The organism is Protofrankia sp. Cas4, from assembly GCF_963555915.1.
Classification (GTDB): domain Bacteria; phylum Actinomycetota; class Actinomycetes; order Frankiales; family Frankiaceae; genus Protofrankia.
The window spans coordinates 1-13,443 of record NZ_CAUVXL010000004.1 but is presented as its reverse complement, the minus strand read 5'-3'; the positions used below and the strand labels follow the sequence as shown (position 1 = coordinate 13,443).

Below are 13,443 nucleotides of genomic sequence, written 5' to 3'. Positions count from 1 at the left end.
TGGAAGTTGTTTGCGCGAGCATCGATATGCTAGCGAGGCACGACACGATCAGACGCCGGCAAACCGGTGCCCGCACGACCTTCCCAGGAGGAAACAGTGACGTCTCCCACGATCACGCCCGACGAGCTGACCGGCACGTGGACGATCGACCCGGTACACAGCCGGCTGGGCTTTGCCGTTCGCCACGCGGTGGTCACCACCGTCCGCGGGAGCTTCGGCGGCTTCGAGGGGACGCTGACCCTCGACGGCGCCGAGCCGCTGTCGTCCAGCGCCACCGTGACCATTTCCACCGCCAGCCTCGACACGGGCAACGCGGACCGGGACGGTCACGTGCGCAGCGCAGACTTCCTCGACGTCGAGCAGTACCCGTCGATCACCTTCGTCAGCAACAGCGCGAAGAGCGGCGGCAGCGAGACCAGCTTCATCCTCAGCGGTGACATCACCGTCCACGGTGTGACCAAGCCGATCGACATCGAAATCGAGTTCGGTGGTTCCGCCAAGGACCCGTTCGGCAACACCCGCGCCGGTTTCGAAGGTTCGGCGACGATCAGCCGCAAGGAGTTCGGGATCACCTTCAATGCTCCGCTGGAGAGCGGTGGTCTTCTCCTGAGCGACAAGATCAAGATCGAGCTTGACATTTCGGCAATCAAGTCTGTCTGACCGACCCCGGTCCGGCCAGGATCGTTCTCGCACCGCCATCGGTCGTCACCGGCGGATCCGCAGGCGAATCCGCGAGCGACGCGAGAACGATCCGTGAGCCTTCCGGTCACGTAGTTCACAACGGGCTGGTCACAGATCGAGGACGAGTTTCGGAGTGCGACTGCGGGAAACACAGATCATCATGAATTCCGACGCGGCCCGCTCGTCATCGGTGAGTACCGAATCCCGATGGTCGGGCTCACCTTCGATGACACCGGTCTCGCAGGTGCCGCAGATGCCCTCCCGGCAGGAGGACAACACATCCACCCCCGCTGCTTCCAACACCTCGAGCACCGACCGCGCCGCGGGGACCCGCACCGTCCGGCCGCTCCGGGCGAGGACGACGTCGAACTCGTCCAAGACCGCCGCGGCACCGTCCCTCCCGACGCCGTTCGTGCCGCCGGCTCCTGGTGGGCGGGGCCGAAAGCGTTCGACGTGCAGGCTGCCGGCCGGCCACGCTGCGCATCGCGACTCCACCGCCGCCAGCAGACCCTCAGGGCCGCAGCAGTAGACCGCGACATCCGGGCGGGGAGTGCCCAGAAGGCCGCCGAGATCGAGCTGGCCATGGGTGTCTTCGGGCTGGACCGCCACTCGGTTCCCGTAACGGGCCAGCCGGTCGAGGAACGCCATGGACGCATGCCGGCGTCCGCCGTAGACGAGCTTCCACGCGGCACCCGCGGCCTGCGCCGCCTGGACCATCGGCAGGATCGGAGTGATGCCGATCCCGCCCGCGAGAAACAGGTACTCCGGCGCCGGGACGAGCTGGAAGTTGTTCCGTGGAACGCTGGCCGTCACCTGATCGCCGACGCTGAGAACCTCGTGCACGTGCCGGGACCCACCACGCCCATCGGGCTCGTGCAGTACCCCGATCTCCCAGTGGCTCTCGTCACCATGATCGCCGCACAGTGAGTACTGGCGGACCAGTTGTCCGGTCAGGATCAGGTCGATGTGCGCACCCGGCGTCCACGCCGGTAACGCACCGCCGTCGGGACGGGTGAGCACCACCCGCACGACCGCCTCGGCGACACGTTCCTTCGCTGCGACGACCAGACCGAGCCGACCGTCCTGCGGCGCACTCGCAGACATTGCCTACCGCCTTCCTCACGTCATTCATACCCGACGTCGGCCACGGACAGGCCTCGACCGTCCTTCAGGATCACACCGATCGGATCTGGAAGCTGCTATGCCAACCTTCATCGCCCGGCTCGTCGTTGCTATGCGCTTCCCACGAATAGCGTCGACCTGAAGCGAGAGGAACGTCGTCCCCATCGGCGTAGAGATCAGCAGCGGTGGTCGGCCGGCGTCGCCTCGGCCATCAGACGGACCTCGCAGGTCGGCGAGGCGTTGTGCCCTTGGTAGGAATCGGACCTACGACCTATCGCTTAGGAGGCGATCGCTCTATCCACTGAGCTACAAGGGCGCACCCATGACGAGCATAGCCGTGACACCGCAGCCAGCTCACACATCGGCGTGGGTGGCGGGTCAGCCGAACTGTTCGGCGAGAGCGACGAGTTCCTTACACCGCGGGCACACCGGGAACCGCTGCGGGTCGCGCACCGGCTCGAACTGGTAGCCGCACAGCGCGGTCACCCGGCCGCCTTCGATGGACGCCCGGACGATCTCCTCATGGCGGGCGTAGTGGGCGAAGTCGTTGCCCTCGTCCGTCCCGCTGTGGGTGGTCTCCGGTGCGATCTGGGTCGAGCTCATGGAGCCAAGTGTAGGACGCCGTACCGCGCCGCGACCGCCGACATCCGACCCCCGATCGGGGCCGCCGATCGGACCCCCCGATGATCGGTCAGGCCGGCCGGCACGTCGCCTCGCGGGCGTACCCTGGTACCTGGACGAAGGAGCCCGGTGACTGGACTTATCGACAGTACCGAGATGTACCTCCGTACCCTCTACGAGCTGAGGGAGGAGGGCATCCCGCCGCTGCGTGCACGTCTTGTCGAAAGATTGCACGTCAGTGCTCCCGCAGCCAGCGAATCGACCTCGCGGCTGGCCAGTGAGGGGCTGGTCGCCCTCGCCGACGACCGCACCGTGCAGTTCACCGAGAAGGGTCTCGCCCGCGCGACCGCGGTCATGCGCAAGCACCGCCTGGCAGAGCTTCTCCTCACCCGGGTGATCGGCCTGGACTGGGCACTGGTCCACAATGAGGCGTGTCGATGGGAGCATGTGATCTCCGACGAGGTGGAGATGCGGCTCACCGAGATCCTCGGCGACCCGAAGAGATGCCCGTTCGGCAACGTCATCCCGACCGGCTCGTTCGACCGCCCAGCCGGGCCTCGGCCACCGGCTCCGCTGAGCTTGCTGGCCGCCGCCGACTTCGCGGGTTCCCGGGCCACCCCGGTCACGGTCAGCTGGATCTCCGAGCGCCTGCAGACGGACGAACGCACGATGCGCCAGCTGCGCGACGCCGCGGTGATGCCAGGTGCCACAGTGATCGTCCGCGGGCGCGGTGACGTCGTCGAGATCGTGTCTCCGGAGGAGACCCCGGTGGGCGACGAAGCCACCGCCATCGAGCTTTCGCGGCGGGGCGCGGGGCTCGTCTATGTCGAGCGGTCCGTGGCGAACGTGGCATGAGCGCCGCGGGATCCCGATATCATCCACCCGGCCGGACGGCCCCGGCGAGCCTCGGCCACCAGACGTCCTCGAGGCGCACCACAGTTCCTGTGTGTGGTGCGTCAATCATTTTGCCGGCGCCGATGTAGACCCCGACATGATGTAGATCAGCGCCGAAGAAAAGCAGGTCGCCCGGGATGAGCTCGGCGGTGGAGACTTGGCGCCCCTCGTTCCACTGCGCACCGGTGTAGTGGGACAGCGCGATTCCCGCCTTGGACCACACCCACTGGGTGAGCCCCGAGCAGTCGAAGGCGTTCGGGCCGGCCGCCGCCCACATGTACGGCTTGCCGAGCTGCGCACGGGCCTCGGCCACCGCGACCGCCGCCCCGCCCCCGGACGCGCCCACGCCTCCGCCTCCGCCGACGCTTGCGGCCACGGTGGGTGGGGGCGGCGGCGAGATCGGCATTTCAGTGAATCCGCGACCGGCACGTTCGGTCAGTTTGCTCAGATCACGTAGTTGCTCCTGCTCGGCCACGGCCTGCGCAGCGCGGGCGGCAGCGGCCTGTGCGGCCGCCTGCTCACGGGCCCGAAGAGCCGCGGCCTCGTTTTCACGCGCCTGCCGCACAAGATCGTCGTGACGGGCGACCAGTTCGTCCAGCAACGCCCGCTGTGCCGTGATCGATGTCTCGATGCTCTGCTTCTGCGTCTCGAGGGATACGACCTCTCGATGCTGCTCGTCGACTGCCAACGCGGCGGCGGTCTGTGCATCGGTAAGATCATGCCGTGCCGACCGCAACTGAACGTCGGCCTCCCTGCCGCGACGGGCGAGCGCGTCCATCGCACCTGCCCGATCCAGCACGGTTGCGGGGTCGCCGGACAACAGGACCGACAGCTGTTCGAAGTCACCGGTCTTATAAGCGACAGATCCGACAGTACGACGCTTTTCCTGTGCGGCCTGCACGGCGGCGTCAGCACGCCCGACATTGTCCGCGGCCCGGGCCCCAGCCTGTTCGGCCGCACCCAGCCGCAACCGGCCGGCATTAAACGCTTCGGTGACGGCCTCGGTCGAATTAGTCAGGTCGGTCAGACGCTGCCGGGCGCCCGCAATGTCTTCCGTGATCTTGTTTATGTCGTCGGCTCTGGCCGGGCCGGCAGTGGTCGGCACAAGCATGATCCCGCCGACGAGAGCCCCGAGTAGACCCACGGCAAGCGGTGTCCGCGCAAACGCCCGATGTTGGACCTCCGCGACAATAGACGGCCGTTTACGCAACCGGACAAAAACGTATGAAGCGACGCGAACCTTGTAATTGCTATCTGCATCTGAGTCGCTACCCACAGCCAGGCACAGTAACCCTTGGCGCCAGTAGAATCACGCACACGCGCCGATTCTCACAGAGAGTAATGTGAGGTACAACACACAGCCACCACGGGGAATCACGAGCCGCCCAATTTGGCGAATTCACGTGTCAGAAACAGGCAAGATACCGGTCCGGAACGCATCCTATCGACTCTTCGGCCGAAGGATCCGGGACGGCCACGCTCGGCCGCCGACCGGGGCGAGCATGGTCCGCGCGGGCGGGCGGGGCGACCGACGGGAGAGACATGAATTCAGATCAGCTTAAAAATCTCCAGGATGGGATAACCAGCGCAGCGAGTGTCGGCAGTACCGCCTGGATCCTGGCCGCATCGGCGCTGGTTCTCCTGATGACGCCCGGTCTCGCATTTTTCTATGGTGGAATGGTGCGCTCAAAGAATGTGCTCGGCATGCTCATGCAGAACTTCTTCTGCATGGGTATCGTCAGCATTCTCTGGGTACTGATCGGTTACAGCATCGCGTTCGGCGACAGCAACCAGATCTTCGGCGGCTTCCACTTCGCGCTGCTCAACCACATGAACGAGGCGGTTCCCGGCTACGCCGAGACGACACCCTCACTCGCCCAGGTGATCCCACCGATCGTGTTCGTGGCCTTCCAGCTCATGTTCGCGATCATCACCCCAGCTCTGATCACCGGTGCCACGGCTGACCGCTGGAAGTTCGGGGCTTTTGCCGTTTTCATCGCCATATGGTCGCTCGTCGTCTATTCACCGGTGGCGCACTGGGTCTTCTCCCCGGAAGGCTGGCTGTTCAAGAAGGGCGCCGAGGACTTCGCCGGTGGCACGGTCGTCCACGCGAACGCCGGCGCCGCGGCCATCGCCGTGGCACTTGTCCTCGGCCGGCGCAAGGGCTGGCCGGGTACCAGCTTCCGGCCGCACAACCTGCCGTTCGTACTGCTCGGCACCGGCCTGCTCTGGTTCGGCTGGTTCGGCTTCAACGCCGGGTCCGAGCTCGCCGCCGACACCCGCTCCGGCTTCGCGTTCGTGAACACCAATACCGCGACCGCAGCCGCCATGCTCGGCTGGCTGCTCGTGGAGAGGATCCGGGACGGCAAGGCCACCACGCTGGGTGCCGCCTCCGGCGCGGTCGCCGGCCTGGTCGCCATCACCCCAGCCTGCGGCTTTGTCTCGCCGGCCGGCTCGATCTTCATCGGGCTACTCGCCGGCGCTGTCTGCGCCCTGGCCACAGCGATCAAAGGCAAAGTCGGCATTGACGACGCCCTCGACGTCGGTGCTGTCCACCTCGTCGGCGGTGTGCTAGGCGCCCTGCTGATCGGCTTCTTCGGCACCAGCGACGTCGCTCCCGGTTTCAGCGCCGACGGCATCTTCTACGGCGGTGGCGCCAGCCTGCTCGGCAAGCAGGCGCTTGCGGTCGTCTCGGTGGTGGCCTACTCATTCGTCGTAACGTTCATCATCGCCTTCGTCATCGACAAGATTTACAAGATGAGGCTGTCGCCGGACGAGGAGCAGGAGGGCATGGACTTCGTGCTGCACGGCGAGACCGCGTACGAGTTCGTCTCGCTCGGCGGCGGCTCCGCATCGTTCGCGTCCTCGACCACGACCACCGAGGAGGGGCAGGCGTGAAACTCGTGACCGCGGTCATCAAGCCGTTCAAGCTGGATGACGTGAAAGCTGCGCTGGAAGCTCTCGGCGTGCACGGCCTGACCATCTCCGAAGTCCAGGGTTTCGGTCGGCAAAAGGGCCACACCGAGGTCTACCGGGGCGCCGAATACAAGGTCGACTTCGTCCCGAAGATCAAAATTGAGATCGTCACGGATGACAGCGCCGTTGAGGAGCTGGTCACCGCCATCACGACCGCCGCACAGACCGGCAAGATCGGCGATGGCAAGGTCTGGGTGGTACCGGTCGAGACCGTCGTCCGGGTTCGCACCGGCGAACGTGGATCAGACGCCCTGTAGAACAGTGCGCCTCACAGTAACCGTGCACAGCGTGCACGGCGCACACGGCGCACACAGCGCGCGGTCCGCGGCGATCGGAAACCGGTGGTGACCGACAGGATCGCGGTGCTGCTGGGCCGGTCCGACGAGCTCGACGCAACCGTCGGACCGGCCCTTCGCGGTGCTCTGATGGAGGTGGCCGACAGCGTCCTGCGTGACCTGTTCGGCGAACCGGGCGCGGGAGTGGCGCTCGTCGCGGTCGGCGGCTATGGGCGCGGTGAGCCCGCCTTCGGCAGCGATCTCGATCTGGTACTCGTCCACAACGGCCGGCGCGACGACATCGCCCGGCTGGCCGACGCCATCTGGTACCCGATCTGGGACGCAGGGGTCGGTCTCGACCACAGCGTCCGGACCGTCGAGGAGGCCATCGCGGTCACCGATGGCGACCTGAAGGCGACCCTCGGCCTATTGGACGCACGCGTGGTCGCCGGCGACCACGCCCTGGCAGCGTCCCTGTTCAGCCAGGTCCGGGCCCGGTGGCGGGCCAGCGCTCCCCGCCGGCTGCCCGAACTCGCCGATATGGTCGCCGAGCGGGCCCGCCGGCACGGTGAGGTCGCCTTTCTGCTCGAACCGGACCTCAAGGAGGCCCGCGGCGGACTGCGTGACGTCCACGCCCTGGCTGCGCTCGCCTCCGCATGGGTCGCCGAAAAGCCGTCCGAACGCGTGCTCGCCGCCTACCGGGTGCTGCTCGATGCCCGCGGTGAGGTGCGCAGACTCGCCCACGGACGCGAACAGAACCGGCTGCTGCTCCAGGACACCGCGGCCGTCGCCACCGCCCTGGGGTACCCCGACCCGCCGGCGCTCGCGCGCGCCACCGCCGACGCCGGCCGCACGATCTCCTGGACCTGGGACGTCACCTGGTACCGGGCCTCGGCCGGGTTGCGGCCGTCCTCGCGCTGGCTCCGGAGCCGCCCGGTCCGTCGCCCCCTCGATGAAGGCGTGGTCGAGCAGAACCGCGAGGTGCAGCTCGCCGGGGACGCCGACCCGGCGAGCGATCCGACGCTGACGCTACGGGTCGCCGCGGCAGCCGCCCGGGCCGGCGTCCCCATCGGGCGGTTTGCGCTGGACCGGCTTGCCCGCGAGGCCCCACCCATGCCGACGCCGTGGCCGGCCGCGGCGCGCGACGCGTTGGTCGCCCTGTTGGCCACGGGTGCGCCTGCGGTCGCTGCCATGGAAGCCCTTGACCAGGTCGGCCTGCTCGTCCGGTTGCTGCCCGAGTGGGAGCGGGTACGCAGCCGGCCGCAGCGCAACCCGTACCACCGCTTCACCGTCGACCGGCACCTGATCGAGACAGCGGCGGGCGCGGCGGCGGCGACCCGCGAGGTCGACCGGCCCGACCTGCTCCTGCTCGGCGCCCTGCTGCACGACATCGGCAAGGGTTGGCCCGGTGACCACACCGAAGCCGGCATCGCGGTCGTCACCGACCTCGCCCCCCGCCTCGGCCTACCGCCCGCGGACACCGACATTCTGGTGACGATGGTGCGCCATCACCTGCTGCTCGCCGAAGCCGCGACCCGCAGGGACATCGATGACCTCACGACCATCGAGGCGGTGGCGCGGGCCGCGGGCAGCCCGCGGGTACTCAGCCTGCTGCACGCCCTCACCGAAGCCGACTCGCTCGCCACCGGCCCGACGGCGTGGAGCCCGTGGAAGGCGCGACTGGTCGGTGAGCTGGTCAGCCGGGCGATGGCGGTTTACCGCGGCGAGCAGGTGCCGTACCCCCCCGCCCTCAGCGAGCGTCAACAGGCTCTTCTCGCGGGTGCGGACGAGTACACGGTGGCGGTCAACCCGCTCCCGGACGACGGCATGTTCGAGATCGTCGTGGTGGCGCCCGACCGTCCCGGGCTGCTGGCCGCCACCACCGGGGTGCTGGCCCTCAACCGTCTTGACGTGCGCCGCGCGTCCGCCCGCAGTTCCGGGCGCCGTGCCCTGCTCCAGGCGGCGGTCTCGATGCCGGTGGCAGGAGGGGGACCGTACGGACAGACGCCCAGCCCCGCGATACTGCGCGGCGATCTGCTGCGTGCCCTGGACGGCACCCTTGACCTGGAGGCCCGGATCACCGCGCGGGAACGGGCGTACGCGGGCACGCGCCGTGGGCTCGCACCCGCACCGCCGCGGGTCATCTTTGAGGACTCCGGCTCCGACACCGTTGTCGAGATCCGGGCTCCCGATCGGGCCGGCGTGCTGTTCAGCATGGTCCGGGCGCTGTCAACCGCCGGGCTGGGCGTCCGCACCGCGATCGTGGCCACGATCGGTCTCGACGTCGTGAACGCGTTCTACGTGCGGGAGGCCGACGGCGGCGCGCTGGTTGCGGCGCAACGGCGCGAGCAGCTGGCCGACGCCGTGCTGGCCGCGCTGCAACCGCCGCCCGAGCCGCGACGCGCCGGAGCCGCAACAGATGATCATCGGGAGGCATGACCAATGATCGACACCGCATCCGTGACGCAGTTCACAATAGTGAAAGGACGCCAGCAAGATCGCTCCAGGTGTGGTGGCTATACTCAGAACGCACGTTGGAGGCTTCGCCTAGTCCGGTCTATGGCGCCGCACTGCTAATGCGGTTGGGGGCATCAACCCCCTCCGGGGTTCAAATCCCCGAGCCTCCGCCCTTGACCTGGGAGTCCACGCAGATGCGCGGGCTCCCTTCGTCTGTGTCAGCACCAGTCCTCACCACCGCCGGTAACACGAACATCTCTGAGAGCACAGGGGACGCACTACCAACACTCGCACCTCACACGTCATCAGCGTTTAGCGGACACGGCCGCATTCGCACACCACGCTCGCTACATCCGGACGGGTCCGGGCCGTCGGGAGAGGTGGGTTTCGGTGATGACCGACGACGTGGCCTCGGTGGTTCTCGACGCGCTGCCGACCGCGGTCGCGGTACTCGATCCCCACGGCACGGTGCTGACGCTCAACGACGCATGGCGCCGCGGCGCCGCGACCGGAATTGCCCTTGTCCCCGTCCAGCCGGGCGAATGCTGGCTTGCCGCCTGCGCCGCCGCATCCGCCGCCGCAGGCACGGGCGCGCACCTGCCGCACCTCGAACAGCTCGCGACCATGACCAGACAGCTGCTGGACAACCCTCATGGTCGCCCCCAGATGGAGATCCACTACCCGGGACCACGTGGTCCCCGCTGGTTGTACGTACAGTTGCGCCCGCTCGTCGGCGGCCGCGGGCTCGTCGTCCTGGTGGATGACGTCACCGAACGTCACGATCTCGAAGACAAGCTGCGTCATCACGCGACCCACGACGCACTGACGGGCCTCGCGAACCGACTGCCGGTCGCCCAGCGCCTCGGCGAGCTCTGGCGGGCATCCACGGGCACAGCCCACGAGCAGACCTCGGATCAAGACGCGAGCGGGGACGGCGTCCATCCGGCCGCCTTGTTCTTCCTGGACCTGGACTCCTTTCGCACCATTAACAACACGTTCGGCTACCGGATCGGTGACATGGTCCTGCGGGCCACCGCGGCCCGGCTGACCTCCGCACTGCGTCCGACCGACCTGTTGGCCCGCTGGGGAGGGGACGAGTTCGTCGTGGTGGCGGGTCACCTGACCAGCACGGACGCGGCAACCCTGGCCGAAGCGCTGACCCTGTCCCTGACTGATCCGATGGCCGTCGACGGCCATCGGATCAGGGTGTCGGCCAGCGTTGGGATGGCCATGCTGGGCCCGGTCACCGGGTCCGGCGGCCGGTGGCAACCAGGGCGCTCCCCGTCCGGTGAGCCACCAGCCCCGGACGCTGTGGAGCTCGTCCAACTGGCGAGCGAGGCGCTTGTCCGCAGCCGGGTCCAGCACCGTCGTCGACCCCGGCCCTTGCCTCGGCCCCAGCCATAGCGACCGGAACCGCACCACCGATATCTGAGATAAAGCCTGTTATGTCGGCATCAGGCCGTATCGTGCAGCCATGCGCCTGACACTGACGGTGGCCGACCCGGCCCACGACGTCAGTATCGACGTCCTACTGGACACCGATCCGGACATACCGGTCAGTGCGGTCGCCTACGCCCTGGCGAGCCACCTCCGACCGGGCCGTTTCACGCCGCTGGTCTGCGAGCGGTCCCATGACCGGGTGCCAGGCCGGCCGCGCCTGTTCGTCGACGGCCGGCTCGTCACCGGGGCACTCTCGCTCGCCGAGTCCCCGATCCACGAGGGCACCCTGATCAGCATCGACTCACCAGCGGGCTGGCTGCCCTGGGAACCGCCCGGTCTGATCGAGGTCCGGGTGATCGGCGGACCGGGCGCGGGTGTGGTCCACCGACTCGGGCCCGGTGAGTTCGCCGTTGGCGCCGGAGCGACCTGCGCCGTCCGCCTGGATGATCCCGGCCTGGCCGCCGAGGTGATGACGATCACCGTGATGGCGGACGGCTCGTGTCGCCTCATACCCGCGGCCACCGACCCCGGGCGGCAACCCGTCGGCGACCTCGGGCTGCAACCCGCCGGCGTTCTCGTCGACCGTGAGCCGTTACAGGCCCCGATCGACCTGCCGGCCAGCGCCCAGATCGCGATCGGGTCCGTGCTGCTGGAGATGAGCGCGCCCAGCCGGGCCGACGCCGCGCTCAAGGCCTCCGACGACGGGGCGGGGCTCGACTTCAACCGACCGCCCCGGCTGCTCCCGCCGATCCGCCGGACGCGCTACAAACTGCCCGGCGAACCCACCGAACCGGAACGGCGTCCCATGCCGATCCTGATGGCCGTCCTGCCGCTTGGCGCAGGCGTGGCCATGGCCTTCCTGTTCAAGCAATATTACTTTCTGCTGATGGCCGTGATCGGCCCGGTGGGAATGATCGGAATGCATGTCTCCGGCGACCGGCAGGGCCGGCGCAGCTACCGCAAACAGCTGGCCGACTACCGCCGGCGACGGGAAGAAGTCGAAGCCGACGCACAGCAGGCGCTGCTCGTCGAACGCTCGGCCCGGCGCGCCGACTTTCCCGATCCGGCAACCGTCCTGCTCACCGCCGTCGGGCCACGCGGGCGCCTGTGGGAACGCCGCCGGGACAACCCCGACTACCTGCGGCTGCGGCTGGGCACCGCCGACCTGCCCAGCGAGGTCGTGATGGAGGACCCGGCCGCTCAGGAACACAAACGCGAAATCACCTGGACGGCACCGGACGTCCCGGTGACCGTGGCCCTGCCCGAGCGGGGCGTGTTGGGCATCGCCGGCCGCGGCGACCTGCCCCGGGTGCTCGCCTGCTGGCTGATCGCGCAGGCCGCGACCCTGCACAGCCCGCGCGACCTGGCAATCTGCATACTCACCGACAGCTCCGGTGCCGCTGCCTGGCAGTGGGTGCGGTGGCTGCCGCACTGCCGGCCGAGCGAAGGGCAGAACACCACCGTCCTGCTCGGGACCGACGATGAGTCGCGGGCCCGGCGGATCGGCGAACTGATTAACCAGGTGGCGGCGCGAGCAGACGCCCGGGCGACGTCGGGCGGCAGGAATCCGCCGGCCGACGGCCCGGATGTGCTGGTCGTCTTGGACGGCGCACGTCGGCTGCGGTCCGTGCCCGGCATGATCGCAATCCTGCGGGACGGGCCTGCGGTGGGCATCCACTCGATCTGCCTGGATCGCGACATCCGGCTCCTGCCGGAGGAGTGCCAGGCCGTGGCGGAGGAGCGGGAGACGGGGCTGTGTCTGGTGGAGATGCGCACCGAGATCGTCCATGACGTCCGCCCGGATCTCGTCGCGACCGCGCTGCCGGCCGAGCCCGACGCTGTGGTGAGCGCAGCCGGAGCCGCGGCCTGGTGTGAACGGCTCGCCCGCGCGCTGGCACCGGTCCGCGATGTCGGCGGGGACGACGAGGCGACGATCCCGGCCGCCGCCCGGCTCCTTGACATCGTCGGCCTGGAACCACCGACCGCGGCGGCGGTGGCCGCCCGCTGGCTTGTCGCCCCTCGCAGTACGGCCTTCCCTGTGGGCCTGTCGCTCGACGGGCCGTTCGCGCTGGACCTACGCCGCGACGGCCCGCACGGACTGATCGCCGGCACCACCGGATCCGGCAAGTCCGAACTGTTGCAGTCGATCGTGGCCTCGCTCGCCGTCGCGAACCGGCCGGAAGAGATGACGTTCGTGCTCGTGGACTACAAGGGCGGCAGCGCCTTCGCCGACTGCGTCCGGCTGCCGCACACGGTCGGCATGGTGACCGACCTCGACACCCACCTGGTGACCCGCGCACTGGAGTCGCTGTCGGCCGAGCTCCGCCGACGCGAGCACATCCTCGCCGATGCGGGAGCAAAGGACATCGAGGACTATGCGCTGCTGGTCGCCGCGCAGACGCGTCGCGCACCGACCGGCCCAGCCCCCGGCCCTGCCCCGCTGCCCCGGTTGTTGCTCGTGATCGACGAGTTCGCCTCGCTCGCCCGTGAACTGCCCGCCTTCGTCACCGGTCTGGTCAACATCGCGCAGCGCGGCCGGTCGCTCGGCATCCATCTGTTGCTCGCGACCCAGCGGCCCAGCGGGGTGGTGTCGCCCGAGATCCGGGCGAACACGAACCTACGGATAGCGCTGCGTGTCACCGATACCGCGGAGAGCTCCGACGTCATCAACGCGCCAGACGCCGCGCGCATCTCACCGGCCACCCCCGGTCGTGCCTACGTTCGGCTGGGGCACGCGTCGCTCGTCCCGTTCCAGTCCGGCCGGGTCGGTGGTCGTCGACCGGCCGGGGCCACCGCTGTTTCCGGAGGCACAACCGACTATCTGACCCCACCGTGGGTAACCGAACTGACCTGGGCCGCGTTGGGCCAACCGCCGCCGACACCGCCCCGGCCACGATCATCCGAGAATGAGATCACCGACCTCAAGGTGCTCGTCGAAGCGATCCGGGAGGCAGCCGTCACCCTTGCTATCCCATCG

10 protein-coding genes and 2 tRNA genes are annotated in these 13,443 nt (G+C 68.7%); 8 read left to right on the top strand and 4 right to left on the bottom strand.

The window, feature by feature from the left end; all coding sequences use genetic code 11:
* Window positions 1-96 precede the first annotated feature (96 nt).
* The gene (locus U9979_RS00175) at window positions 97-660 is read left to right on the top strand and encodes a YceI family protein (RefSeq protein ID WP_322750664.1); all 564 of its coding nucleotides are present in this window, start codon (window positions 97-99) and stop codon (window positions 658-660) included.
* Between the two features lie 129 nt (window positions 661-789).
* Here the strand turns inward: U9979_RS00175 and U9979_RS00170 are convergent, their stop codons facing one another.
* The 3 genes from U9979_RS00170 to U9979_RS00160 form a co-directional block, all read right to left on the bottom strand.
* Complete coding sequence (locus tag U9979_RS00170) at window positions 790-1,785, bottom strand: PDR/VanB family oxidoreductase (protein ID WP_322750663.1); 996 nt, start codon at window positions 1,783-1,785, stop codon at window positions 790-792.
* 261 nt (window positions 1,786-2,046) lie between these two features.
* A tRNA-Arg gene (locus U9979_RS00165) sits at window positions 2,047-2,119 on the bottom strand.
* 62 nt (window positions 2,120-2,181) lie between these two features.
* Window positions 2,182-2,406 carry a DUF3039 domain-containing protein gene (locus U9979_RS00160; RefSeq protein WP_322750662.1) on the bottom strand — a complete coding sequence of 75 codons (225 nt, stop codon included), beginning with the start codon at window positions 2,404-2,406 and terminating at the stop codon, window positions 2,182-2,184.
* Window positions 2,407-2,553: 147 nt separating this feature from the next.
* Between U9979_RS00160 and U9979_RS00155 the strand changes: the two genes are divergently transcribed.
* Entirely contained in the window at window positions 2,554-3,279 is a 726-nt protein-coding gene (locus U9979_RS00155; RefSeq protein WP_322750661.1) for a metal-dependent transcriptional regulator, read from the top strand.
* Between the two features lie 19 nt (window positions 3,280-3,298).
* Here the strand turns inward: U9979_RS00155 and U9979_RS00150 are convergent, their stop codons facing one another.
* A complete protein-coding gene (locus tag U9979_RS00150; RefSeq protein WP_322777743.1) occupies window positions 3,299-4,462 on the bottom strand; it encodes a C40 family peptidase in 1,164 nt (387 codons plus the stop codon).
* Between the two features lie 398 nt (window positions 4,463-4,860).
* Here U9979_RS00150 and U9979_RS00145 point away from each other — a divergent pair, with 398 nt between their 5' ends.
* The 6 genes from U9979_RS00145 to U9979_RS00120 form a co-directional block, all read left to right on the top strand.
* Window positions 4,861-6,216, top strand: a complete 1,356-nt coding sequence (locus U9979_RS00145) for an ammonium transporter (RefSeq protein WP_322777742.1) — start codon at window positions 4,861-4,863, stop codon at window positions 6,214-6,216.
* Window positions 6,213-6,551: a P-II family nitrogen regulator gene (locus tag U9979_RS00140; RefSeq protein ID WP_322754556.1), complete on the top strand. Its 339-nt coding sequence runs from the start codon at window positions 6,213-6,215 to the stop codon at window positions 6,549-6,551. The genes U9979_RS00145 and U9979_RS00140 overlap by 4 nt, the downstream gene beginning before the upstream one ends.
* 87 nt (window positions 6,552-6,638) lie before the next feature.
* On the top strand, window positions 6,639-9,008 hold the full coding sequence (locus U9979_RS00135; protein ID WP_322777741.1) for a [protein-PII] uridylyltransferase: 2,370 nt from the start codon (window positions 6,639-6,641) through the stop codon (window positions 9,006-9,008).
* 97 nt (window positions 9,009-9,105) lie between these two features.
* Window positions 9,106-9,196: transfer RNA gene (locus U9979_RS00130), tRNA-Ser, on the top strand.
* Between the two features lie 223 nt (window positions 9,197-9,419).
* A complete protein-coding gene (locus U9979_RS00125) occupies window positions 9,420-10,430 on the top strand; it encodes a diguanylate cyclase domain-containing protein (protein WP_322777740.1) in 1,011 nt (336 codons plus the stop codon).
* Between the two features lie 70 nt (window positions 10,431-10,500).
* Window positions 10,501-13,443: FtsK/SpoIIIE domain-containing protein (locus U9979_RS00120; protein ID WP_322777739.1), on the top strand; the 2,943-nt coding region annotated here is incomplete at its 3' end.